Genomic DNA, 23,011 nt, shown 5'->3' with positions numbered 1-23,011 from the left:
GTCTACTCTGCTATTTTTGCGAAAGGGGTACCCATGCGTGTGACGGTCTCTGGGTTTTGACCATCTAAGAACTCAGCTTTATTTGCCCCCCACGCTAAGATCACGGTAGAGCCAAGTTTAAAGCGACCCATCTCTTCGCCTTTTTTCAGCGGTATCGCGTTGTCACCTTCTGCTGGATATGTCCAAGTAAAGACATCTCTTCCGGCTGGTGGTGTCACTGTACCGGCCCAAATCGTCTCAATGCTAGCAACGATAGTTGCACCAACCAATACCATAGAAAGCGGGCCAATTTCAGTGTCAAAAATAGCAACAACTCGCTCGTTACGAGCAAATAAATTAGGCACATTTTGCGCAGTAAGTGGATTTACTGAGAATAAGTCGCCCGGTACATAAATCATTTTACGAAGTGTGCCATCAACCGGCATGTGGATACGGTGATAATCCTTCGGTGCTAGATAAATCGTTGCAAACTTACCACCAACATAAGGCGCAACGTCTTCTTCTTTACCGCCTAGCAGCGTCTGTAAGCTGTAGTTGTGACCTTTAGCTTGGATAATTTGACCATCGACGACATCACCAAGTTGGCTGATTGCACCATCAACTGGGTGGGCAAGGATATCGCTATCTTCTGCCAAAGGACGGATCCCTGGCTTCAGTGGACGGGTAAAAAACTCGTTAAAGGTTTTGTAGTGAGCTGGATCTTCGTGCAATGCCTCGCTCATGTCGATTTTATATTGTTTGATAAACAGCTTAATTAGCTTTGTGGTTAAGGCGCCAGCTTCTGCTGCGGCAAGCTTACCAACCAAACGAGAAACCGCATGTTTAGGTAATGCATATTGCATGGCAATTTTTAGTTTATCCAAATTCACTTTTAACAGTTCCTAATTATTAGTCTTGCCACTTTCGGTTTTTTTGTATTGCGAAGTGGCTATCGGGCTCAAGTCATTGAGCCAATTTAGCAAATATTATCAGACTCTCGGCGCGCGCGCACCTGCGCGGCCATCAGCCATAGATTCTAAAATACGATGGTAACTTTCAAAACGTAATTCGCTGATTTTACCTTCATCTACGGCTTCACGAAGTAAACATCCCGGATCGTTCAGGTGTTTACAGTCTCTAAAGCGGCAGCCGCCAATAAATTCCCTAAATTCTTTAAAGCACCAAGTGACGCGTTCCACGTCTAAGTGCCATAGGCCGAACTCACGGATCCCTGGGCTGTCGATCAGGTTTCCACCGGACGGCAAGTGGTGTAAGCGCGATACTGTGGTTGTATGTTGCCCTAAGCCGCTATTTTCGGAGACTTCTTTGGTGAGAATATCTGCATTGGGCAGTACCGTATTGACCAACGTTGATTTGCCAACCCCTGATTGACCAACAAAAATATTATTTTTGTCCTCAAGCATGTGTTTTAACTCGTCAATGCCTTCGCCTGATTTTGTACTGACTAACAGTACGCGATAGCCAAGCTCACGATATATATCTAAGACTTCATCAATATATTCGAGGCTTTCTTGGTCAAGCAAATCAATTTTATTGAGTAATAAAATCGGCTCTATCCCCATATCCTCGCAAGCGACTAAGTAGCGATCGATGATTTGAGGGGTGAATTCGGGCACAACGGCCGACACCATCAATATTTGGTCAATATTCGCAGCGACAACTTTCACACCGTCATAAAAATCCGGACGAGTGAGTTGTGTGCGCCTTTCATGTACAGCCTCAATTACGCCGGCTAAGTCACCATCACTGACCTTGGCACGACGAAAAATGACTTCATCACCGCAAACTAAGCTTGTTACGGTACGACGGATATTGCAACGCAAAACCTCTTGGTCTGTGGTTTCTATATCCGCATGTTGGCCGAAGCGGCTGATCACCACTGCGGCTTCTGTTGGCCCTAAGTTGTCGTTTTGCCATGAAACATCAGATACTTCTGTCTCTTTCGCTTTATCGATTCGCTTCTGATGATTGGCTCTAATCCGACGGGATTGGCCTTTACTGAGTTTCTTTTTCTTTGCCATGTTTATAATCTGTTTAAGCTTTGGCGTGCAGAGCGTTCAAATTTAGGCTATAAATCAATAAAACGCCGCGCATGGTAAAAAAAGCTTTAGGTCGAGTGTTTAAACTAATATGATATATCTAATTGCATTGGATCTAAAGGAAAGTACCGCTAAGGTAAAGTATGACTTTTCATGAATCAAACTTGATCTGGCTCGATCTAGAGATGACGGGGCTAGAACCGAAAACAGATAAAATCTTAGAAATCGCGACGGTGATCACAGATGGTGATCTCAATGTTTTAGCTGAAGGTCCAGTAGTGGCAATTCATCAAAGTGATGAGCTGTTGGACAATATGGATGAGTGGTGCACCAATCAACATGGTCGCTCAGGTCTGACTGCTCGCTGTAAGGCGAGTAAGTTCACGGAAGCAGATGCAGTTAAGCAAACACTAGATTTCCTTAAAGAGTGGGTGCCGCCAGGTGCTTCTCCAATGTGTGGTAACTCTATTGGTCAAGACCGTAGATTCCTCAACAAATACATGCCAGAGCTAGAAGCTTATTTCCACTATCGCAATTTGGACGTCAGTACGATAAAAGAACTTGCGAGACGCTGGAAGCCTGAGCTACTAGGTGAGATCAAAAAGAAAAGCTCTCACTTAGCACTGGATGATATCAAAGACTCCATCATGGAGCTGAAAGTTTACCAAGAAAAATTCTTCAAAGTTTAAAAAACACTTGCAAAGCAAATTTTATCTTGTAGAATCCTGCCCCGCTTGAGATGACAAGCCTTGCGGGGTTTCTTGAGCATTATTAAAGCAGTATAAGCTCAGCTGTTATAGGTAAAACGCGACCTAGCGTAGTTACCGAACAATACAGAGCTAAATATTGTGATGCGGCACTAGCTCAGCTGCAGTAGGTAATCAACGCGACCTTGCGTAATTACCGACGATATAATGAGCTAACTATGGAATGCGGCACTAGCTCAGCTGGTAGAGCGCGACCTTGCCAAGGTCGAGGTCACGAGTTCGAACCTCGTGTGCCGCTCCAAACTTCTCAGTTTATATTCGACTGGAAAAATAAAGAATATGATGTGATGCGGCACTAGCTCAGCTGGTAGAGCGCGACCTTGCCAAGGTCGAGGTCACGAGTTCGAACCTCGTGTGCCGCTCCAAACACTTGCTTTAGGTGTATAAACTAAAAATGAAATGCGGCACTAGCTCTGCTGCTAAAACGTTAGACGCGACCTCAAGGTTGCGCCCAGCGGAAAACTAAGAGCTATATCGGAATGCGGCACTAGCTCAGCTGGTAGAGCGCGACCTTGCCAAGGTCGAGGTCACGAGTTCGAACCTCGTGTGCCGCTCCAAACACTTACTTTAGGTGTATAAACTAAAAAATGTGATGCGGCACTAGCTCAGCTGCTACAGGTGAAGACGCGACCTAGCGTAGTTACCAACAAATCCAGAGCTAAATATGTGATGCGGCACTAGCTCAGCTGCAGTAGGTAATCAACGCGACCTTGCGTAATTACCGACAACATAATGGGCTAACTATGGAATGCGGCACTAGCTCAGCTGGTAGAGCGCGACCTTGCCAAGGTCGAGGTCACGAGTTCGAACCTCGTGTGCCGCTCCAAACACTTACTTTAGGTGTATAAACTAAAAAATGTGATGCAGCACTAGCTCAGCTGCTTCAGGTAAGGACGCGACCTTGCGTAGTTATCGACAACATAATGAGCTAACTATGGAATGCGGCACAGGCTCAGCTGCTACAGGTGAAGACGCGACCTAGCGTAGTTACCGACAAATCCAGAGCTAAATATGTGATGCGGCGCTAGCTCAGCTGCAGTAGGTAATCAACGCGACCTTGCGTAATTACCGACAATATAATGAGCTAACTATGGAATGCGGCACTAGCTCAGCTGGTAGAGCGCGACCTTGCCAAGGTCGAGGTCACGAGTTCGAACCTCGTGTGCCGCTCCAACTCTCCTAAATATTCTTGTTTTTCAATCACTCTAAAAAAAACCTTGCAGATATAGTCTTATTCCACCAATTTTTCATAACAAACTGATTGCTTAATTTTAATGCTACGCGTAAAATACGCGCTCTTTCGGCCTTACTATTATCGTTCCTTGCCTTACCCCGACTGGCCGAAACGGGACAAGGCTATACTAACCGTAAGGAATATCCATGCGTCATTACGAAATCGTATTCATGGTTCACCCAGACCAAAGTGAGCAAGTACCTGGTATGATCGAGCGTTATACTGGTGCTATCACTGAAGCTGGCGGTACTATTCACCGTCTAGAAGACTGGGGTCGTCGTCAACTGGCTTACCCAATCGAAAAGCTTCACAAAGCACACTATGTTCTATTGAACGTTGAAGCACCAACTGAAGTAATCAACGAGCTTGAAACTTCTTTCCGCTACAACGATGCAGTGCTTCGTAACCTAGTTATGCGTACTAAAAACGCGGTAACTGAAGCGTCTCCTCTTGCAAAAGAAGAGAAAAAAGAAGCAGCTTCTGCTTAATCGTTGTTGATTTCGGATTTGACTAACCTTTCGAGGTAATGGTGAGTAATCAGGTTGACCTGTATACCAATCAATATCTGCTTTCGGGCGTGATTTGTAAAACACCTAAATTTAGTCAAAGCCCAGCTGGGATCCCACATTGCATATTTGTACTTGAGCACAAATCAATGCAATTAGAGGCTGACCTTACTCGAAATGCCTACGTGCGTATTCAAGTGGTTGCCAGTGGAGAACAGTTCCGAAACCAAACTGAGCATTTATACGTTGGGCAAGCATTACAAGTTCGCGGTTTTATAAATCGCCACGAGAGCCGAAATGGCTTGAGTCAGCTGGTATTGCACGCACAACATATTGAAAGAATTAATTGAGGAAATTACTCATGGCACGTTATTTCAGACGTCGTAAGTTCTGCCGTTTTAAAGCGGAAGGCGTACAACAAATTGATTACAAAGATCTGGCTACTCTTAGAAACTACGTAACAGAAAGTGGCAAAATCGTACCTAGCCGTATCACAGGTACTAGCGCTAAATACCAGCGTCAGCTAGCAACTGCTATCAAGCGTGCTCGCTACCTAGCCCTTCTTCCATACACTGACTTACACAAGTAAGCAGCTGATTACTAGTTTTTAAAAGGTGTAGAGACATGCAAGTTATTCTACTAGACAAAATTGCAAACCTAGGTAGCCTAGGTGATCAGGTTAATGTTAAATCTGGCTTCGCACGTAACTTCTTATTCCCTAAGGGTAAAGCAGTTCCTGCAACTAAATCTAACATTGAAACTTTCGAAGCACGTCGCGCTGAGCTTGAAGCGAAAATCGCTGAAGAGCTAGTTGCTGCACAGGCACGCGCTGAAAAACTAGAAGCACTAGCTGAAGTAACTCTAGTTTCTAAAGCGGGTGACGAAGGTAAGCTATTCGGTTCTATCGGTACTCGCGATATTGCTGATGCTATCTCTGCAGTAGGTGTTGAGGTATCTAAGTCAGAAGTTCGTCTACCTCTTGGTACTATCCGTGAGACTGGCGAGTTCGATGTAGCTATCCAAGTACACTCTGACGTTACAGCTACGATCAAAGTAATCGTAATTGCTGAAGCTTAATTTTTAATTGAGCTTAAAAAAGCCGTGTATTTTTATGCACGGCTTTTTATTCACTTAATTTTCCTAAATGAGCCCGAATTTCGGACAGTAAAAACCTAGTTAATAGATATTCTTAATGCTATTGGTTTTGTTGGTATCCAACTCTTAGGTTGAATTAAGTAACCCCTCGAAGAAAATCATAATAATAATCTTATTCATACCAATTTAAGGTGTGACATGGATGATCCTCTCGCTCAAAGTTTGCCTTATATCAAAAGGTAATACTGTTGTAATGTGGTGTAATAAGTTTCCTTTTTAGAAACTTTCGCTCCATGTTATGTTTACATATTATAGGTTAATCCTTTTCTTTGTCTTTTGTCTGTCATAAAGTGGAATAAAATGACAGCGCTATCAATTTAGTGGTGGAATAATTAAATGTCGGTAAATAAAGGTTTTACGCTTACAGAGCTATTAATTGCGGTTGCAATAGTGGCGATCACAGCCAGCGTGGCATATCCGTCATATGTGGAATACGTTCAGGATGGACGTCGTTCGCAAGCACAACAGCAAATGTTGGAAATGGCAGGTGTGATTGAGCGCATATATAGCCGTAATAGTGGCTACCCTGATGCGAGTTTACTTACAGACCTGCCTGAGTCTAAATTCTACACGTTTAAATATATTCCCACTGATAAACCAAATGGCGCAGTTGGGCAATACCGTAACTTGGGGTATCAATTTACAGCCACGCCAATAGCGGGAAAAGCACAAGCGGCTGACAGGTGTGGTGTACTAAGTATCAACCATCTTGGTGAACAGGGACCGAAGAACAATGACTGCTGGCAATAGATATTTAGGGTTTACCCTGCTTGAGCTGCTTATTTCCATGGCAATACTTGCAATTTTAGCTTCGATAGCTGCGCCAAGTTTTATAAAGCAAATTCAGCAAGACAGACTCACGACGCATGCTAATCAACTGCAGGCGGTATATCGTCTGGCCCGCAGTGAAGCGGTTCGACGAGAGCAGCAGGTGTCACTGGTCGTAGAGGACAGCGACTGGGTTGTGAAAACCAATGAAAATGGCCAATTGACCGAAGTAGGGCGGTTTTCTATTAAACATAGCTCGATAGAAGTGGCACTTGCCGACCAAGTTGTGCGTGAAAGTGGCGAAGTGCTGGCAACAAACAATATATTGATTACCGACAACATTGCCAATACTCAGGATTATCGTTTATGTGTGTTGGTCAGCGGTCAAAGTTGGTTAGCTGAGGCGGAACAAAATTGCAGTTAAGTAAGGGGTTTTCTCTCATTGAGGTCGTGGTGTCGATGTTGGTGGCTGGGTTAATGTTGCTTGGTTTGGCTGCGACGCAGCTTAAGTCATTACAGTTTGCCTCCAATAGCTTTCAATACACAATGGCGTTAATTCATGGTCAAAACGCAATTGAGAGAATATGGCCGTTGTTATGTGAATTGCAACATAACAACAATGATATGACGCTCGCCAATCCACTTATTCAACAGCTGCATCCTGCGGATAGTCGCTTTACGTTAGTGTTGCCTGCGACCTATAGCAATAACATGCAGCTTACGGTGAGCTGGGAAGATAAGCGAGTAAAAAACCCTGCTGAAAACCAAATTTCTTTAACTACCAGTTACCCAGAGGTTGCGGACACTTGTTCTCCGCCGGCAGGAGGGGGCTCATGAAACAGATAAATGGGTATACCTTACTGGAACTCATGGTTGCTATGGTTGTGGGATTGGTATTGGTTATGGGGATTGCAACGTCGTACACGTCGATAAAAGAAACGGTGACGACAAGCCAGCAGCTTGCAACATCGCAAGAGATTGTTCGCTATACCAATCGAGTGATGATGCGCAGCATCAAGCAAACTCAGGAAGTCCCTACTGTGACGGCGACCGATATTACGATCCGCCAATTGGCAGGGGTCCCCGCTTGTGATGGCAGTGTCCCCATAGTTGACTACACTGAGCGCTATTTTTTACAAGATGGGTATTTAGTGTGCGATCGCGGCACGGGTGATATCAATCTTTTGAAGGGGGTAACTGGACTCACATTTGCAACCGATGCCAGTGGTCAGTTAATTACAGTCACAATACAGGGTAGTAGTTTTCCGACACAATATGGTGCAGGCATACAGATGAATTTTTACGCTGGATTAGGTAGCTAATACAATGAAACAACAAGGTTTTACACTGGTTAAAGTGATGCTGCTCGGCGGCATGGCTAGCGTTGTGGTATTCGCTTCCCTCAAGGAAGGTGTTGTACAAGAAAGATTAAGTGGTAACTTCCAAAAAGACATTAATGCAAGATTAGTGGCTGAACAAGGGATCAGAGAATATCGTCAAAAGCTGGATGCGGCGTTAAGTGGCAATCCGCAAGACGTCAATGCGCTGATAAATGGTATAAACAAAACGGGTAGCGGTGCAGTTCCTGATTCGCAATATCAGATCTCGGTTAATGCCAATGGCAATGAGTTTGAAATCGAAAGCTTAGGTCAACGTCATGGTGAGCACGCGAACCATCGGCTAGTTGCGCGCTTTGAGTTGCAGCCAGCGGCGAAAGAGTCCATATTCCAAAATGCGGTTACTGGCTGTAAAGGGGTGAATCTATCTGGTAGTGGCTCTGTCGATAGCTATGACTCATCGAAAGGCACTTACGAAGAAACAAAAAGCCATGATGGTGATGTACACACTGTGGTAGGCGATGCAGATGTGGTGCTATCAGGCCACTCTCCGATTAAAGGTGATGTTGAAGCATCTGGTGTGATTTACTTAAAAGGCTCTTCACCGATTTTGGGTGACGTTAGGTCAAATACCGGGGTAGATATTTCGCCGTCATCGAGTGGTATTCGAGTGGAAGGTAATGTCTATAGCCGCGGCTTTTTCACGCATAGAGGCGGAAAGATCCAAGGTTATGTACGTGCAATGGGTGACGCGAAAATGGAGTGGGGCGCTGAGATCCTCAACCAAAATGGCGATGCGTTCGATATTCAATATACTGGCAGCGGTCAATTTAAAGATACTGGCTTGCAAGTTCAAGATGGTGTGCATTACTCCGATGCTAAATTTAGAGTCGCAGACTTAGTGGTTGAACCGGTAAAAGTGTACGATCCAGATTCTCCCGACTACGACCCAGCAAGGCCAAATAAAGAATGTGATCCTTTGGCGTTGCCTTTTAATATGGATAGCATTATCGATCCTCGTAATCGATTCACTCCTCTAAATGTAGGCGCGCAACAAATCTTGCACTTTAAACCTAAACAGGCCGTGTACGAGCGTAATGGCTCAAGTGTGTATGTTGCAAAAGAGCACACCATTTATTTGTTCCAAGGGGTAGATCAGAATCTCGGCACAGCGACAGAAAAAACGCAGCTTGCGTTCCCTTTTAAAGGGTTGAAGTTAGGATCTGACGGAAAAATAAAGATCTCTGGTGGCGATGTGATTTGGTTGATTGATGGTGACCTCACATTAACTGGCGACACCCATATCTGGATAGAAAAAGAAAGTTCTTTGACCGTGTTCACTACCGGCAAAGTTTCTATTGGCGCAAGTGCTAAGGTTATTGCTGAGCAAGAAGGCTTAACCAAGAAGAGCAAACTGCCGGTATTTAGTGTGTATTCTTCATTTGATGGCCCTAATGGTTTTGTATTTAGCGGCGCATCGTCACTATATGCTGCTATTTATTCACCGTTGACTTCTATTCTGTTGAACGGCAGTGGGCAATTGTACGGTACAGTTCGAGGGGCATCGATTACTGGTACCGGTGGTACAGGGATCCACTTTGATCAAGCATTAAAAAATGCAGGCATTGGCGTACAGCCGCCGGGACAAAAGCCGACATTGGTCTTTAAGGGCTGGCACTACAAACCGTACCAAGTTGCCGATGAGAGTGAAGCTAAAAGCGCTGAGTAACTTTCCTAAGTGGAGCGCCAACGCTCCACTTTTTGCTGCTAAATACAAAAAGTAAAATTTTTTCAAACCCCTTTAAACCATTTCTGATTTCTCCCGCGTCTAAATAAGTACTTTATAAAAAAGTAGAAATTGGCAATTGAGCGTTGGTGACTTTGTTTGTTCCATTCGATATGCGAAGATGAAGGAATCAACCCAAAGGAACAGACGCATGATAATTAATGCCAAAGAGGCATTTACACAAGAACAAACCGATGCGCTAGTGGCTAGGTGCCAGCAAGGGGATCAAAGTGCATTTCGCGAACTATTTGAGCAACATCATCGTCGCGTATATGCATTATGTCTTAGATTGCTCGCTGAGCCTGCTCATGCAGAAGATGCATGTCAGGAAGTTTTTGTGCAATTGTGGCAAAAGATAGACCAATTTAAAGGGCAATCACAATTTACGACTTGGCTTCATAGTGTGACCAGTAATATTGCTATCAGCTATCTTAGAAAGCAAAAAAACTGGTTACAAAAGGTCGTAAGCTTTGAGCAGTCCGGTCTGGATGAGCAAGGTGCTGAGCAGCTAGGAGAGCTAAATGGCTTAGATAAACTCATTGTCAGATTGCCAGAACGTGCCAGGTTGGTTTTCGTATTACATGCTGTCGAAGGGTATCGCCACGAGGAAATTGCCAATATGTTAAACATGGCCGTAGGGTCGAGTAAATCGCAATATCACCGAGCACGTAACTTATTACAGGAGTGGTACAACAATGACTAAACCATCTTTTGATGAATTTATGCATACCGCACTGAATGACGAACAGTCGCAGCCAAAGCCACAACGTGACTTATGGCAAGGCGTTGAGCGTGCAATCAATCAAGCACAACCGATGCAGCCGCCGAAGCAAAATAATTGGCAAAAGTTATCTGGTATTGCGGCGTGTACTATTGCGGGCTTACTTGCTTGGCAAGTCATTATGAATCAGCCCAAGCAAGACTCACTGGCTAACATTAGCGCTTTTTTTGAGCAGCAAAAGCAGTCTTTACTGGTTCAATATGAAACGCAGCCAGCGCTGACTTCTGATTGGCAGACACAATTGCAAGAGCTCGAGCAGGCGGAACAAGCGATTAAGTTGTCTTTAAAGCAAGATCCTGAGAATGCTGCGCTGTTAAAGATGTTAGCTCAGGTTTATCAGCAGCAACTCGACTTAATCAATAAGGTTCACCAACCTCGTTGGCAACAAATTTAGGAGAATTAGGATGAAAGCATTAATTATTGGCCTAGCGGCGCTACCTGCAATAGTGTTCGCTGGAGAATCTATCGATAAAGAACTGTCGGTTCCTGCAAATGGTAAAGTTGTCATCGAGAATCAGCGCGGTGACGTAACGATAAAAACATGGGATAAAAACGTTTTTAAAGTGACAGGCGAGTTAGACGATAAAGCCGAGGGTTATAAACTAGAAACCTCTGGTGAGGTAACCGAGTTTATCGTGAAGATGCCAAGACGCTATAAAAGTTGGGGCGGTGGTGATGGCTCTAAACTCACCATTTACATGCCTCGTAGCAGTGAATTAAATTTTGAAGGGGTGGTGGTTGATGTTGAAGCTGCTGATTTAACTGCGGGCGCCCGTATCAAAACAGTCAACGGCAATATTAAAGCGAGTAAAATCAGCGGTAAAATTGCATTAGAAACGGTAAATGGTGATATTGATAGTCGTGACTTAGATGGCAATATTCAGTTTGAAACCGTCAATGGGGACATTGAAGATATCGCTTCGAGTGGTAAGCTAAGATTTAACGCCGTTAATGGCGAAATTAAAACGCAAACCACCGCAACCGAGCTGCGCTTAGAAAACGTCAATGGCGAAGTCGAGTTGAAGATGGCAGAGTTAAAAGACTTACGCTTATCTACCGTTAACGGCGAAATAGCAGTATATGCAGCAAAGTTACTGGACAACGCCAATATAAATATGGACAGCGTTAGTGGCGATATTGAGCTTTATTTCCCTGCAGATGTATCAGCAAGGTTTGAAATCAACGCGCATTCAGGTGGCCATATCACCAATGAGCTAAGTTCAGATCAAGTCAAAAAAGCCAAATATGGTCCAGCTCGTTCACTTGAATTTGTGCTTAACGGTGGTAATGCAGATGTAGAAATCGATACAGTTAGCGGCAATATTGAGCTAAAGCGTAACTAGTGAAGCAATAGACCTGCAAGAACAGCAAAAGGCCAGAGTTTCCCCCAAACTCTGGCCTTTTGTTATTTGCACTTATGGGTAGACCAGATACAATAGAGGGCCCTCAATTTCTCAATGTTGTGATATGGCTAAACCAGATATACAAGTCGATACCTTAAAAGTTCCACCGCACTCAATTGAAGCTGAGCAATCTGTGCTCGGTGGCTTGATGCTAGATAATGAAGCCTTTGACCGTGTTGCGGAATTGGTGGTGTCTCATGACTTTTATACCAGAACCCACAAGCTGATCTTTGAAGCGATGGAAAAGCTGGTAGAGCTTAGTCAACCTATCGACTTAATCACGATTTCTGAGAATCTAGAAAAGAACAATCAGTTAGAAACCATAGGTGGTTTCTCCTATCTTGCTGAGATTGCTAAAAACACGCCAAGTGCTGCAAACATTGATGCATACGCGAGTATCGTCCGTGAGCGTGCGGTTGTTCGCGAAATGATTGGTGTGGCGAATGAAATAGCAGAGGCTGGCTTTAATCCTGAGGGACGAGATAGCCATGAGCTGTTAGATTTAGCTGAGAGCAAGGTATTTAAGATTGCTGAGCAGCGCACTAAAAGCACTGAAGGTCCGCAGAGTATTCACAGCATCCTAGAGAAAACCGTTGATAAAATTGAAGAACTTTACCAATCTCCACAAGATGGTGTTACCGGGGTAAGTACAGGCTACGGCGACTTAGACAAGATGACAGCAGGACTACAGCCTTCTGATTTGATCATTGTTGCAGCGCGTCCGTCGATGGGTAAAACCACATTTGCGATGAACTTGGCTGAGCATGCCGCGATGACGCAAGATAAGCCAGTACTGATCTACTCGCTAGAGATGCCTTCAGAACAGATCATGATGAGGATGCTCGCCTCACTCGGCCGTATCAACCAAACTAAGGTACGTACCGGTCAATTAGATGATGACGATTGGGCACGTTTGTCATCCACCATGGGCTTACTGATGGAAAAGGGCAAGATGTACATAGATGATGCATCCGGTCTTACGCCAACAGATGTGCGTTCACGCGCGAGACGAATTGCGCGCGATCACGGTGGGATCAGCATGATCATGGTGGACTACTTGCAGCTCATGCGCGTACCGAGCCTTTCGGACAACCGTACGCTTGAGATTGCTGAAATTTCTCGTTCATTAAAGGCACTAGCCAAAGAGCTGCAGTGTCCAGTTATCGCGCTTTCTCAGCTTAACCGTACGCTAGAACAACGTGCAGATAAACGCCCAGTAAACTCTGACTTACGTGAATCAGGCTCTATCGAGCAGGATGCCGACTTAATCATGTTTATTTATCGTGATGAAGTTTACAACGACGATAGCCTAGACAAAGGCACGGCCGAAATCATCATAGGTAAGCAACGTAACGGTCCGATCGGTAAGGTTAGGTTAACCTTCCAAGGTCAATACTCTCGATTCGATAACTATGCGGGTCCAGCAATGGACGACGAATATTAACTGTCAATTGAGTAGTGAAATGCGACTAGCAAGTGCTGAAATCGATTTAACCGCGCTGAGAGAAAACCTACAGCTAACACAAAAACTGGCGCCAAAAAGTAAGATTATGGCGGTACTTAAGGCCAACGCTTATGGTCATGGTTTGGTTAAAATAGCTCAGCATTTGCAAGATGCGGATGCATTCGCTGTGGCGAGAGTTGATGAAGCGCTCGCGCTTAGAACAGGTGGCATCACTAAACCAATTGTCTTGTTAGAAGGTTTTTTTCATCCTTCTGATTTACCTATTTTACTTGCCAATAATTTGCAAACCATAGTGCATGACATTTCTCAGCTTGAAGCCATTGAGCGTGCTAATTTAGATGCACCGCTCACAGTGTGGCTAAAAGTAGATACCGGTATGCATCGTCTCGGCGTTGAGCCTGAAGAGTTTGAAGCGTTTTATGCTCGCCTTAAGCGCTCAAAAAATGTTGCTGATAAAATCCACTTAATGACACACTTTGCTTGTGCCGATGATATCAAAGACAATAAAACCGAAGTACAGCAAGTACTATTTAAGTCGTTAGTTGGCCAAAGTCACGCACCATTGTGTTTGGCAAACTCCGCGGGGATCATAGGTTGGCCAGAATCTCATGGCGACTGGATCCGTCCGGGCCTAATGCTTTATGGCGTTTCACCTATGCTTGCGCGTGTTGGCCAGCAACACGGTTTAAAGCCCGTCATGCGCTTGACCACTAAAGTTATTGCCATCAAGCGGGTGAGAGCACATCAGGCGGTAGGTTATGGCGGACGTTGGCAATGTGAACAGGACACCTATCTTGCCGTTATTGGTGTTGGCTATGGAGACGGTTATCCCAGACACGCTAAAATTGGCACTCCGGTGGTTATTGGTAACCAGCGTTACGGTATAGTCGGCACCGTGTCTATGGATATGATCAGTGTGAATATTGGTGATAATTCTAATGGCATTCAAGTTGGTGAAGAAGTAGAAATGTGGGGACCAAACCTGCCCGTAGAAGAGATAGCGCAATGTGCAGATACGATTCCATATGAGCTGCTGTGTAACGTCACCCCAAGAGTAAGCTACGAATACATCGAAGGCTAAGCGCCTAGCCTTTTCTGTCACCTTGAAGCGTTGCGATAACGCGTCTTGCACCACCATGGTCACGATGCTCACCGAGATAAATACCTTGCCAAGTACCTAAACGCAGGCGGCCCTCAGAAATGGGAATGGTTACTTCACATCCTAAGGTGCTGGATTTGATATGTGCTGGCATATCGTCATCACCCTCATAGTCATGGCGGTAGTAGCTTTGCCTCTGTGGTACAAAATGATTAAAGTGGCTTTCCATATCCATACGTACCGTAGGGTCGGCATTTTCGTTAATTGTTAGGCTGGCGGAGGTGTGTTGTATAAACAGGTGCAGCAGCCCTATACGATAGTCATGTAGTTCAGGAAGCTGCGAGATAATCTCGTCGTCTACCAAGTGAAAGCCTCGCTTTCGAGGCTTCAAGATAATTTGTTTTTGAGTCCAACTCATAAAGTAACGTGTGTTTTTAACTGTTAGGCGAGTTTGTCGAAGCTGACTTCGATATTGGCATTACCGTCAGGAGAGGTGAATGGCATAATAAGTTTAGGACCATCACATTTATGAGTGATGGTATGGCCTGGACCTGAAACGACAACCGGTGTTGCCATATCAAACTCGTAGCCTTTTTCGCCGAGCAGGTTTTTAGCACCGCCAGTGACCATATTGGTGATTTCACCAACCATATCAGTGACGTCTTCATTTATGGAGTCTGGGCGTTCACCAAGCATACGCTCCATAATGGTTAGCGCTAAGTTTTCTTCAAAGGTGATCGAAAATGACCCTTTTGTCTGTGGACCAACCATGCCAATCAGACCCGATACATCACCTTGTGCGACTTCGTCTTTCTTCACTTTTGGCTTACCCGGCGTCAATTCTGTTTGCGCCATTGTAGCCAATACATTGATTAGAGATGATAAAAAGGGGTTGATGAACTCTACATTCATATTGACTTTCCCTTACGCTTTTTTAATAAATTAGTGTCGCTCTTAGTGATAAGTGTAGTGGGCTTTTTTACTCACTGCACTTAATCTTTACATTTTTCGCAACGGCCATGAGCCTCGATGGTTTGCTCTGTAACCACAAATCCGGTTTCCGCAGCTAGGCTGTTCAGTTCATGCGAAATCGTGTTTGAGTGTAACTCTTGAACGTTACCGCAACTATCACAGATCAGTAACTGCACTGGGTGTGTGTGGTCGAAGTGATGGCAAAGCATAAACGCATTAGTGCTTTCTATTTTATGGATAAAACCCAACTCAGAAAGAAAGTCTAAGGCACGATATACGGTAGCTGGTTTTGCAGCCGCTTCCGTCAACTTGAGCTCTTCAAGTAAGTCGTATGCACCAACGCCACCTTGTTTAGAGGCAAGTAGTCTAAATACTTTTTCTCTAATAGGAGTAAATCGTGCACCACGGTTGTCACATACTTGCTTGGCTTTGCTAACTAGTAACTCTATATTCATGATTCAAAATCCTTACACTGCCTTGCAATACTAACATATTATTTTTATTAGTCTTGTGTTTACCCTGATTTATTATCTCAAGTGGATATTCGGGCGCGATGTTGCTTTTAAAGTTTGTTTTTCTTGCTAAGAAGAGCGCTTAACTGGTTCGATCTTAGTATGGTAAAAGCTTTCAAATTGTGCTGCAGAAAGCGGTTTGCTGATCAGGTATCCTTGACCAAAATCACACTCTAGCTGCTGCAATAAACGCAATTGCTCCAGCGTCTCCACGCCTTCGGCGACTACCTTCATCGATAAATTATGCGCCATGGCAATAATGGTTTTAACTAACGCTTTAGACTCGTGAGTGGCGAGCATATCGCTGATAAAACTGCGGTCTATTTTGAGTAAATCGAAGGGGTAATGGCGGAGGTAATTCAGTGACGAATAGCCCGTACCAAAATCATCCAAAGATAATTTAAACCCTAACTGATGTAATTGGGTTAGGGTCTGTTTTACCTGTGCCTGTCCTGAGATCAGTACGCCTTCTGTGATCTCCAACTCGATAAAGCGATTGGCAATCGGGATGTCTTTTACTAATAGCTCAATCTGTTTCAAAAGGCTTGGGTCTTTAAACTGCCTTGGTGATAAATTGATTGCGATACGGATGTCGGAGTCTAAGTGTTGCTGCCATTGGTGTGCTTGGTTAATAGCCGTTGAGAGCACAAACAATCCGATGTCGATGATCAAACCGCTTTGTTCCGCAACGGGAATAAACTCCGCGGGAGAGACATTACCCAGTGTTTTACTGTGCCAGCGAAGTAAAGCTTCCGCGCCAAATACATCACTGTTTTCAATATAAAATTGAGGTTGGTAAAACACTTCTAACTCGTGTTCATTTAGTGCTACGCGCAGTGCTTCCTCAATTTCAATGCGCCGAGACAACTGTTGACTCATCTTTTGATTAAATAGACAGTAGTTGTTGCGACCATTACTTTTGGCATTGTACATTGCGGTATCAGCGCAGCTAAGTAACTCTTGGGGGGAGTTCGCGTCTAAAGGATAGATAGCAACGCCTATACTGACTGAAATATTAAAATCTTTATCGTCGACAATAATGGGATGGTGAAAAAGTTTGATGAGCATATCGGCAACTGAGGTAATGTCTGCAGTATGTTTAAATCCTCCCATCAACACAATAAACTCATCACCACTAAGACGTGACACGGTATCTTGCTCACGTAGCGATTGCTTGAGTCTTTCTCCCGAAGCGATGAGAATTTGATCCCCCGTTTCGTGTCCGAGTGAATCATTGATCCTTTTAAAATCATCTAAATCAATAAAAAACACCACCGCAAGCTCATCGTTGCGTTCGGCATCAAACAGTTGCTGCGCTAGCCGCTCCATCGCTAAAAAGCGATTTGGTAAATCGGTCAATGAGTCATAAAAAGCGTGATGTAAAATGACTTCTTCTTGACGCTTTTTCTCAGTGATATCTCGCACTGCAATAACCAATTGATCTGTTCCTGGAATAGGGGATAACCGAGCTTCAAATAACTTCGCTTGATCAGCAATTGTCAGTGGATATTCTATTTGGGTTAATTGGTGGCGCTGATTGGCAGACTTGATGGCTTGGCTAAAGTGTTTAGCTGCGTGGGAGGGCAGTACTTCCGACATTTTCTTGTTGATAAATTGCTCAGGCGACATATACAAGTCGTCTGATTTTCCGGTATGACATTCTAAGATGGTGCCATCCGTATTGATTATAAAGAAAATATCCGGTAATGCCTCAAAAACACTATTAATAAGTGCGTGACGGCGCTGTAATTCTTGGGTGCTTTGTAATTGTTGTTGCCAGTTTTTTTCTAACGTTTGTGCCATGACATTGAATTGCTTGGCAAGGACTCCAAGCTCGCCATGTCCCACAATGTCGGCTCTACTACTCAAAGACTTTGTGGATAATGCATTGCCTACTTGGATCAGTCTTTTGATCGGTTTATGAATGAAGTAATGGGTAAAGCTTAGTAGTGCGATAATGATGAGTATCAAAAACACCGCTAAAATACTCGCCGTCGTTATCAATTGTTGCCTTAACGCAAGAAAAATGGTGCTTATGTCATAAATAGCAATCAGCCTAACTAAATCAGCGGACTCAACGACGGGCACTTTAGGTGAAATGGGAATGGCTGCGAGAAAGTGCTGCTGATTAGGGTCAAATGCCACTGTGAGGTCAAGTGTGCGTAGTGTTGCAGTCGCTTGCGCCTGACTGATAACCTGATTAAATATTTGTAGTCCACTCGCTGAGTGTTGGGTTTCGTTGATGAGCGTTTCTCCTTGAATAAGGAAGAGCGCTTTATATTTACCGTCAGAATAATAATCCTTGAGAGTCAGACTTATCTGATTATCGTTGCCCTCCACAAATTCAGTGAAAAGATGTCTACCTAAATGGGATAAATCTTGTCTTAGATTTGTTTCATAGGTATTGAGAAGCATGTATCGCTGGCTAACATATGAAATGGAGATAATAAGAGACGTGAGCACCAAGCCACAGAGTACCGTGCCCCAAGTCAATGTTTGTTTTAAGTTTATAGAAATAACCCGATTACTCATAAATAACCAATTCAATTATCCTGATCTCGATTAGGTTTATTTTTTCTGCACAGCACTTCAACATTTAAGTGTAGTCCAGCTGCAAAAGCTTGTATTAGATTTGAGGGAATACTCTTGTGGCAGAGCGAGTGCTATGGCGATGGTGTCTTGAGTTTTCGCATTAGGTCCAATCTCGTTTTCTTTCGCTTTGACCGCAAATGAATTGCTGTAAGCGAATTGGCTTTTTATATTGGTTAAAAAGAAAACAACAAAAGAGAAAAATAATGAATAAGGTCGTTAAGTGCACACTGGTTAGTATGCTATGTGCTTCTGTAAGCTCAGCGGCTCTCGCATATGACAGGATCACGGGAAAAGCTTTTGCTAGCCGTTCAGAGGTTATTGCAACTCAGGGTATGGCTGCAACTTCTCAACCACTGGCAACCCAAGTCGCAATAGAGGTATTGAAGCAAGGCGGAAACGCCATAGATGCTGCAATTGCAGCCAATGCCATGCTTGGCCTAGTGGAGCCTACAGGTTGCGGTATCGGTGGCGACTTATTTGCTATTGTGTGGGACGCGAAGCAACAAAAGTTATTTGGTCTCAATGCTTCAGGGCGCTCACCAAAAAGCCTTTCGCTAGCAAAGTTACAGCAGCAAGGAGATACGATTCCAAGTTATGGGCCGCTTCCTGTTTCAGTGCCCGGTGCGGTCGATGGTTGGTTTGAACTGCACAAAAAATTTGGCAAACTGCCAATGAAACAGTTACTTCAACCCAGTATCGACTACGCTAGAAGCGGCTTTCCAGTTTCGGAGTTGATTGCTTATTACATGCAGCGCTCGGTGTCAGCTCGTGAGCAATATTCCGGATTTAAAGAAGTATTTATGCCTGAGGGAGAAATGCCTAAAAAGGGAGAGATATTTAAGAATCCGGCACTCGCTAATACCTATGAGTTACTTGCAGAAAAAGGCCGCGATGCCTTTTATAAGGGCGAAATTGCTAAAGAAATCGACCGTTACATGAAGGCCAATGGTGGATACTTAAGTTACCAAGACTTGGCTGAGCACCACAGTGAGTGGGTTGACCCCGTAAGTGCTGATTATCGCGGCTACACGTTATGGGAACTACCTCCCAATGGTCAGGGCATTGCCGCCCAGCAAATTCTCAATATTTTAGAGGGCTATGATATCAAGGCTATGGGATTCGACAGCCCTGAGTATATTCACACCTTTGTTGAAGCAAAAAAACTTGCCTTTGCAGATAGAGCAAAATACTACGCCGATCCAGACTTTAATGAGATACCAGTCGCGACGCTTATTTCGCAAGCATATGCTGACGAAAGGCGTGCATTGATTGATCCAAATAAAGCAGCTAAACGCGATCATGCAGGGCCTGTAGAAGGGGATACCATTTATCTTACGACTGCCGATAAAGAAGGGAATATGGTGTCGCTGATCCAAAGTAATTTCCGTGGTATGGGCTCAGGTATGACTCCAGCTAAACTTGGCTTTGTCTTGCAAAATAGAGGCGAACTCTTTGCGTTAGATAAAAACCACTACAACGGTTATGCGCCGGGAAAAAGACCATTTCACACCATTATTCCTGCCTTTGTCACAAAAGATGGTAAACCATGGATGAGTTATGGCGTGATGGGAGGCGCGACTCAACCGCAAATGCATGCGCAGATCCTCATTAACATGATTGATTTTGGTATGAATCTACAAGAAGCGGGCGATGCGCCTCGAATTTTGCATAGTGGTTCATCGCAGCCAACCGGTGAAATCATGACGGATGGAGGGTATATCAGTCTCGAGTCTGGCTTTTCGATGGAAACCCGTAGAGAGCTGATAAAAAAAGGTCATAAGTTACAAGAAGCAGTTGGTCCTTATGGCGGTTATCAAGCGATTATGCGAGATGGTAAAACTGGAGTGTACTATGGTGCATCCGAAACAAGAAAGGATGGCCAAGCAGCAGGTTACTAAAAGCCTGATTGGGTAGTGAAATCCACACGAATTGTAACAGTTAAAGCACTTCGCTTTTTGTTATCTTGATGTAATATTATTGTCGTTAAACGGAAATTTAAGGAACAATAACATGACAAAAATAATAACAAAGCGAAGTGCCTTGTCGACACTCGTTGCGGCGCTTTTAACTACGCAGAGTTGGGTAGTATTTGCTGACACCATTATCAATAATGTTTACTCAGAAAAGGGCTTAGCAGGTACGCTAAGCCAAGAAAAAATCAACGAGCAAAACTATACAGCCAAAATTGAGTTTGGCTGGAACAACCGTCGGATCTTAATTGATGAAACCTTAAAGTTGAATGAAAAAGGGCTACCCATCAATTTTAGTCTTAAAGGACGTTCTGCTTTTGGCTCCACAATTGACGAAACGTTTAGTTATAACAGAGGCATTGCGCAGTGGAAAAGTGTCAATGAATCAGGCATTAAAGCTGACGCGACACTCGATTTCTACGTACCGTCTAATAACCACCTTGCACTAGATAACGCGACGATGCGTTATGTTCTAAAAAATAATAAATACGAATTAGATGTTTACCCTCAAGGTAAAATGCTTATCGAAAAAATGAAGACGATGAAGTTGGGGGAACAAACCGTTCATCTATTAGTAACGAGTGGCCTTAGTCTTACTCCTAATTTTGCATGGTATGACGACGATGGTAACTATTTCGCGCAAAGTTGGGGGCCAATGTATGTCTTGCGCGACGGCTACACCAAAGCACAGTTCGAAGAACTTGAGACTATCCAAAAACAAGCCGAACAGCAACATCTAGAAAACCTCGCTAACAAGCTGACACACGATGTCCCTGCATTACTTATTGAAAATGTTGCCGTCTTTGATGGTGAGCAGAAAAAACTGCTGAAAAACCATGATGTGTTGATTAAAAATGGCAAGATTGTAGAAGTAGCTAAACATATTAAAAAACAAAATGGCGTGGTTAGCCTTGATGGAAAAGGGAAAACCTTGATCCCAGGGCTTTGGGATATGCACGGTCATTTATCAAAAGAGAACGGTATTTTAAATATTGCGAACGGTGTTACCAGCGTTAGAGACATGGGTAACGAGCACGACAATATTATGGAAATTGAAGCGCTATTTAATACCAATCAGGTGTTGGGCTCGCGTGTATATCGTGCTGGCTTTATGGATAAATTCAGCGAAAACTCAGCAGGCTTAAGTGTGAAGTCATTGGAAGAAGCGCTCGAGACGGTCGATTTCTTTGCCGATAATGGCTATGTTCAAGTGAAGCTCTATTCTTCTATCGATCCGAACTGGGTAAAGCCTATTTCTGAACGTGCGCATAGCCGTGGATTGAGACTTAGCGGTCACGTGCCAGCGTTTATGACCGCAGAGCAAGCCATTGCAAATGGTTATGATGAGATTCAGCACATTAATATGCTGTTCCTTAATTTCCTTGCTGGTGAAGAAGTGGATACCAGAACACAAAAACGGTTTTCACTGATGGGAGAGCAAGCTTCAGGCTTATCACTTGATAGTCCAGAGATGAATGCATTCATCAAGTTACTAAGTGATAAGCGCATCGTTGTGGATCCTACCGTATCTACATTCAGAAGCTTATTGATGGCAGAAGATCAAAAGATCAATCCGGAATTTGCTGCTATTTCAGAGCATATGCCAATTGCATTCGCTCGCGGTTTAAAAGGGGCTGAGATGCATGTTGATGAACAGTTTAAACTGAGCTATCAAGAGTCAGGTGAAGCAATGCAAAAAATGCTGAAAAAGCTCTATGATGCTGGTGTTCCAATGGTACCTGGAACGGATAATATTGCAGGCTTTACCTTGATCCGTGAGCTAGCACTTTACGTTGATGCGGGCATTCCTGCGGCCGATGTGCTGAATATGGCAACGCTTGAGAGTGCTAAATTGATGGGGGTTGCACATCAAACCGGTTCAATTGCCAAAGGAAAAGTGGCAGATCTAGTGTTGATCGATGGCGATCCACTTAAGGATATAACAGCACTGCAAAAAGCGACATTGGTGATCAAAGGTGAGCAAGCGTTTAAGCCTGCTGAAATTTACCAAGCGATTGGAGTGAAGCCGTTCACTACCTCGCCTTCGCTAAAGTAATATTAAGCACATCACAAAAGTAATAGTTTGATGCTATAAAACCAGTGCAAAAATATAACACTTGCACTGGTTTTATTTTCGTTACCTCGATATCAGACTAAATTGTATTTCTGAGTTTTATCAAAAGTGTTTCTAAAACAGAGGTTTGTTTAAAAAACAAACAAAATGTTCTGGCTTTCCTGTTACTACCTAATAAAAAATTCCTAAAAACGGTTTGGTGTAATCTTGTGTAATGGATAAATTTACTTTTTTGTTAATAAAGCGGTTTATTTATCAGTTTCTTGTGCTAGCCTTTTTCAGTACAGATCACGAGTCGTTGATGTGAAGCCATACAAACTGTGTGTGTTTTACCAGCTTCGGTATGGTCTTTTTTATAACTCTATTTGAGACTTTGATGTCGTCACCCTCGCGTACAAGGATGGTAAAAAAGTTGCCATATTCAAGCGTTAAAGTGACAGTGAGTGATTACAGCAATGTTGTATATATGCTGCAAGCAAATAGCAAAAGGTGCTGTTGATTAACTTGGCTCGCGGTTTTAGCGGTTAGTTAACCTTTATAGATATACCCTA

General features: G+C 43.8%; 23 protein-coding genes and 5 tRNA genes. 22 read left to right on the top strand and 6 right to left on the bottom strand.

Annotated elements, in window-relative coordinates:
* Nucleotides 1–2: 2 nt before the first annotated feature.
* The gene (asd, locus tag GSF13_RS22385; RefSeq protein WP_211867137.1) at nt 3–869 is read right to left on the bottom strand and encodes an archaetidylserine decarboxylase; all 867 of its coding nucleotides are present in this window, start codon (nt 867–869) and stop codon (nt 3–5) included.
* A 99-nt stretch (nt 870–968) separates the two neighbouring features.
* Entirely contained in the window at nt 969–2,021 is a 1,053-nt protein-coding gene (gene rsgA / locus GSF13_RS22380; protein ID WP_010607089.1) for a small ribosomal subunit biogenesis GTPase RsgA, read from the bottom strand.
* A 161-nt stretch (nt 2,022–2,182) separates the two neighbouring features.
* Here rsgA and orn point away from each other — a divergent pair, with 161 nt between their 5' ends.
* The 20 genes from orn (at nt 2,183) to alr (ending at nt 14,322) form a co-directional block, all read left to right on the top strand.
* Nucleotides 2,183–2,728 carry an oligoribonuclease gene (gene orn / locus GSF13_RS22375; RefSeq protein WP_010607090.1) on the top strand — a complete coding sequence of 182 codons (546 nt, stop codon included), beginning with the start codon at nt 2,183–2,185 and terminating at the stop codon, nt 2,726–2,728.
* Between the two features lie 243 nt (nt 2,729–2,971).
* Nucleotides 2,972–3,047: transfer RNA gene (locus GSF13_RS22370), tRNA-Gly, on the top strand.
* A gap of 48 nt (nt 3,048–3,095) precedes the next feature.
* Nucleotides 3,096–3,171: transfer RNA gene (locus GSF13_RS22365), tRNA-Gly, on the top strand.
* Nucleotides 3,172–3,287: 116 nt separating this feature from the next.
* A tRNA-Gly gene (locus tag GSF13_RS22360) sits at nt 3,288–3,363 on the top strand.
* Between the two features lie 193 nt (nt 3,364–3,556).
* Nucleotides 3,557–3,632: transfer RNA gene (locus tag GSF13_RS22355), tRNA-Gly, on the top strand.
* Nucleotides 3,633–3,903: 271 nt separating this feature from the next.
* Nucleotides 3,904–3,979 (top strand) — tRNA-Gly (locus GSF13_RS22350).
* Nucleotides 3,980–4,186: 207 nt separating this feature from the next.
* Complete coding sequence (gene rpsF / locus GSF13_RS22345) at nt 4,187–4,528, top strand: 30S ribosomal protein S6 (RefSeq protein WP_010368810.1); 342 nt, start codon at nt 4,187–4,189, stop codon at nt 4,526–4,528.
* 38 nt (nt 4,529–4,566) lie between these two features.
* Nucleotides 4,567–4,896 (top strand): primosomal replication protein N, encoded by a 330-nt coding sequence (gene priB, locus GSF13_RS22340; RefSeq protein ID WP_010368809.1) that lies wholly within the window; start codon nt 4,567–4,569, stop codon nt 4,894–4,896.
* A gap of 11 nt (nt 4,897–4,907) precedes the next feature.
* The gene (gene rpsR / locus GSF13_RS22335) at nt 4,908–5,135 is read left to right on the top strand and encodes a 30S ribosomal protein S18 (RefSeq protein ID WP_002962753.1); all 228 of its coding nucleotides are present in this window, start codon (nt 4,908–4,910) and stop codon (nt 5,133–5,135) included.
* A 35-nt stretch (nt 5,136–5,170) separates the two neighbouring features.
* Nucleotides 5,171–5,623, top strand: a complete 453-nt coding sequence (gene rplI / locus GSF13_RS22330; protein ID WP_010368808.1) for a 50S ribosomal protein L9 — start codon at nt 5,171–5,173, stop codon at nt 5,621–5,623.
* A 414-nt stretch (nt 5,624–6,037) separates the two neighbouring features.
* Nucleotides 6,038–6,451: a type IV pilin protein gene (locus GSF13_RS22325; protein WP_010607091.1), complete on the top strand. Its 414-nt coding sequence runs from the start codon at nt 6,038–6,040 to the stop codon at nt 6,449–6,451.
* Nucleotides 6,435–6,893: a GspH/FimT family pseudopilin gene (locus tag GSF13_RS22320; protein ID WP_010607092.1), complete on the top strand. Its 459-nt coding sequence runs from the start codon at nt 6,435–6,437 to the stop codon at nt 6,891–6,893. The genes GSF13_RS22325 and GSF13_RS22320 overlap by 17 nt, the downstream gene beginning before the upstream one ends.
* Nucleotides 6,884–7,306 carry a prepilin-type N-terminal cleavage/methylation domain-containing protein gene (locus tag GSF13_RS22315; RefSeq protein ID WP_010607093.1) on the top strand — a complete coding sequence of 141 codons (423 nt, stop codon included), beginning with the start codon at nt 6,884–6,886 and terminating at the stop codon, nt 7,304–7,306. Before GSF13_RS22320 ends, GSF13_RS22315 begins: the two co-directional genes overlap by 10 nt.
* Nucleotides 7,303–7,791, top strand: a complete 489-nt coding sequence (locus GSF13_RS22310; RefSeq protein WP_211867135.1) for a prepilin-type N-terminal cleavage/methylation domain-containing protein — start codon at nt 7,303–7,305, stop codon at nt 7,789–7,791. The genes GSF13_RS22315 and GSF13_RS22310 overlap by 4 nt, the downstream gene beginning before the upstream one ends.
* A 4-nt stretch (nt 7,792–7,795) precedes the next feature.
* A complete protein-coding gene (locus GSF13_RS22305; RefSeq protein ID WP_211867133.1) occupies nt 7,796–9,535 on the top strand; it encodes a polymer-forming cytoskeletal protein in 1,740 nt (579 codons plus the stop codon).
* Between the two features lie 208 nt (nt 9,536–9,743).
* Complete coding sequence (locus GSF13_RS22300; protein WP_010607096.1) at nt 9,744–10,295, top strand: RNA polymerase sigma factor; 552 nt, start codon at nt 9,744–9,746, stop codon at nt 10,293–10,295.
* A complete protein-coding gene (locus GSF13_RS22295; RefSeq protein WP_010607097.1) occupies nt 10,288–10,767 on the top strand; it encodes a hypothetical protein in 480 nt (159 codons plus the stop codon). Before GSF13_RS22300 ends, GSF13_RS22295 begins: the two co-directional genes overlap by 8 nt.
* A 10-nt stretch (nt 10,768–10,777) precedes the next feature.
* Nucleotides 10,778–11,716: a DUF4097 family beta strand repeat-containing protein gene (locus tag GSF13_RS22290; protein WP_102057612.1), complete on the top strand. Its 939-nt coding sequence runs from the start codon at nt 10,778–10,780 to the stop codon at nt 11,714–11,716.
* Nucleotides 11,717–11,840: 124 nt separating this feature from the next.
* Nucleotides 11,841–13,220, top strand: coding sequence for a replicative DNA helicase (gene dnaB / locus GSF13_RS22285; RefSeq protein WP_010368799.1), 1,380 nt, complete (start codon nt 11,841–11,843; stop codon nt 13,218–13,220).
* A gap of 19 nt (nt 13,221–13,239) precedes the next feature.
* Nucleotides 13,240–14,322, top strand: a complete 1,083-nt coding sequence (alr, locus tag GSF13_RS22280) for an alanine racemase (RefSeq protein ID WP_010368798.1) — start codon at nt 13,240–13,242, stop codon at nt 14,320–14,322.
* A gap of 4 nt (nt 14,323–14,326) precedes the next feature.
* Here the strand turns inward: alr and GSF13_RS22275 are convergent, their stop codons facing one another.
* From GSF13_RS22275 to GSF13_RS22260, 4 genes are all read right to left on the bottom strand, one after another.
* Complete coding sequence (locus GSF13_RS22275) at nt 14,327–14,758, bottom strand: secondary thiamine-phosphate synthase enzyme YjbQ (protein ID WP_102057611.1); 432 nt, start codon at nt 14,756–14,758, stop codon at nt 14,327–14,329.
* A gap of 23 nt (nt 14,759–14,781) precedes the next feature.
* The gene (locus tag GSF13_RS22270; RefSeq protein ID WP_010607100.1) at nt 14,782–15,252 is read right to left on the bottom strand and encodes a chemotaxis protein CheX; all 471 of its coding nucleotides are present in this window, start codon (nt 15,250–15,252) and stop codon (nt 14,782–14,784) included.
* An 80-nt stretch (nt 15,253–15,332) separates the two neighbouring features.
* Nucleotides 15,333–15,767, bottom strand: a complete 435-nt coding sequence (gene zur / locus GSF13_RS22265) for a zinc uptake transcriptional repressor Zur (protein WP_010368795.1) — start codon at nt 15,765–15,767, stop codon at nt 15,333–15,335.
* A 126-nt stretch (nt 15,768–15,893) separates the two neighbouring features.
* Complete coding sequence (locus GSF13_RS22260; protein WP_249122728.1) at nt 15,894–18,356, bottom strand: EAL domain-containing protein; 2,463 nt, start codon at nt 18,354–18,356, stop codon at nt 15,894–15,896.
* 263 nt (nt 18,357–18,619) lie between these two features.
* On the opposite strand from GSF13_RS22260, the gene ggt reads away from it, so the two are divergent.
* Both ggt and GSF13_RS22250 read left to right on the top strand, forming a co-directional pair.
* On the top strand, nt 18,620–20,314 hold the full coding sequence (ggt, locus tag GSF13_RS22255; protein ID WP_211867131.1) for a gamma-glutamyltransferase: 1,695 nt from the start codon (nt 18,620–18,622) through the stop codon (nt 20,312–20,314).
* Nucleotides 20,315–20,426: 112 nt separating this feature from the next.
* On the top strand, nt 20,427–22,442 hold the full coding sequence (locus GSF13_RS22250; RefSeq protein ID WP_211867129.1) for an amidohydrolase family protein: 2,016 nt from the start codon (nt 20,427–20,429) through the stop codon (nt 22,440–22,442).
* Nucleotides 22,443–23,011 lie beyond the last annotated feature (569 nt).

Origin of the sequence: Pseudoalteromonas sp. M8 (genome assembly GCF_018141365.1) — a bacterium.
Classification (GTDB): domain Bacteria; phylum Pseudomonadota; class Gammaproteobacteria; order Enterobacterales; family Alteromonadaceae; genus Pseudoalteromonas.
The sequence above is the reverse complement of the archived record's forward strand: the minus strand, read 5'-3'. Positions and strand labels throughout refer to the sequence as shown.

Excerpts from the sequence above, each read along its gene's own strand:
- GSF13_RS22320 (WP_010607092.1), top strand. The coding sequence starts at position 6,435 with ATGACTGCTGGCAATAGATATTTAGGGTTTACCCTGCTTGAGCTGCTT.
- GSF13_RS22310 (WP_211867135.1), top strand. The coding sequence starts at position 7,303 with ATGAAACAGATAAATGGGTATACCTTACTGGAACTCATGGTTGCTATG.
- zur (WP_010368795.1), bottom strand. The coding sequence starts at position 15,767 with ATGAATATAGAGTTACTAGTTAGCAAAGCCAAGCAAGTATGTGACAAC.
- rpsR (WP_002962753.1), top strand. The coding sequence starts at position 4,908 with ATGGCACGTTATTTCAGACGTCGTAAGTTCTGCCGTTTTAAAGCGGAA.
- ggt (WP_211867131.1), top strand. The coding sequence starts at position 18,620 with ATGAATAAGGTCGTTAAGTGCACACTGGTTAGTATGCTATGTGCTTCT.
- GSF13_RS22295 (WP_010607097.1), top strand. The coding sequence starts at position 10,288 with ATGACTAAACCATCTTTTGATGAATTTATGCATACCGCACTGAATGAC.
- GSF13_RS22275 (WP_102057611.1), bottom strand. The coding sequence starts at position 14,758 with ATGAGTTGGACTCAAAAACAAATTATCTTGAAGCCTCGAAAGCGAGGC.
- GSF13_RS22270 (WP_010607100.1), bottom strand. The coding sequence starts at position 15,252 with ATGAATGTAGAGTTCATCAACCCCTTTTTATCATCTCTAATCAATGTA.
- GSF13_RS22250 (WP_211867129.1), top strand. The coding sequence starts at position 20,427 with ATGACAAAAATAATAACAAAGCGAAGTGCCTTGTCGACACTCGTTGCG.
- priB (WP_010368809.1), top strand. The coding sequence starts at position 4,567 with ATGGTGAGTAATCAGGTTGACCTGTATACCAATCAATATCTGCTTTCG.
- GSF13_RS22305 (WP_211867133.1), top strand. The coding sequence starts at position 7,796 with ATGAAACAACAAGGTTTTACACTGGTTAAAGTGATGCTGCTCGGCGGC.
- GSF13_RS22290 (WP_102057612.1), top strand. The coding sequence starts at position 10,778 with ATGAAAGCATTAATTATTGGCCTAGCGGCGCTACCTGCAATAGTGTTC.
- rplI (WP_010368808.1), top strand. The coding sequence starts at position 5,171 with ATGCAAGTTATTCTACTAGACAAAATTGCAAACCTAGGTAGCCTAGGT.
- dnaB (WP_010368799.1), top strand. The coding sequence starts at position 11,841 with ATGGCTAAACCAGATATACAAGTCGATACCTTAAAAGTTCCACCGCAC.
- GSF13_RS22325 (WP_010607091.1), top strand. The coding sequence starts at position 6,038 with ATGTCGGTAAATAAAGGTTTTACGCTTACAGAGCTATTAATTGCGGTT.
- alr (WP_010368798.1), top strand. The coding sequence starts at position 13,240 with ATGCGACTAGCAAGTGCTGAAATCGATTTAACCGCGCTGAGAGAAAAC.
- rpsF (WP_010368810.1), top strand. The coding sequence starts at position 4,187 with ATGCGTCATTACGAAATCGTATTCATGGTTCACCCAGACCAAAGTGAG.
- orn (WP_010607090.1), top strand. The coding sequence starts at position 2,183 with ATGACTTTTCATGAATCAAACTTGATCTGGCTCGATCTAGAGATGACG.
- rsgA (WP_010607089.1), bottom strand. The coding sequence starts at position 2,021 with ATGGCAAAGAAAAAGAAACTCAGTAAAGGCCAATCCCGTCGGATTAGA.
- GSF13_RS22300 (WP_010607096.1), top strand. The coding sequence starts at position 9,744 with ATGATAATTAATGCCAAAGAGGCATTTACACAAGAACAAACCGATGCG.
- GSF13_RS22260 (WP_249122728.1), bottom strand. The coding sequence starts at position 18,356 with ATGAGTAATCGGGTTATTTCTATAAACTTAAAACAAACATTGACTTGG.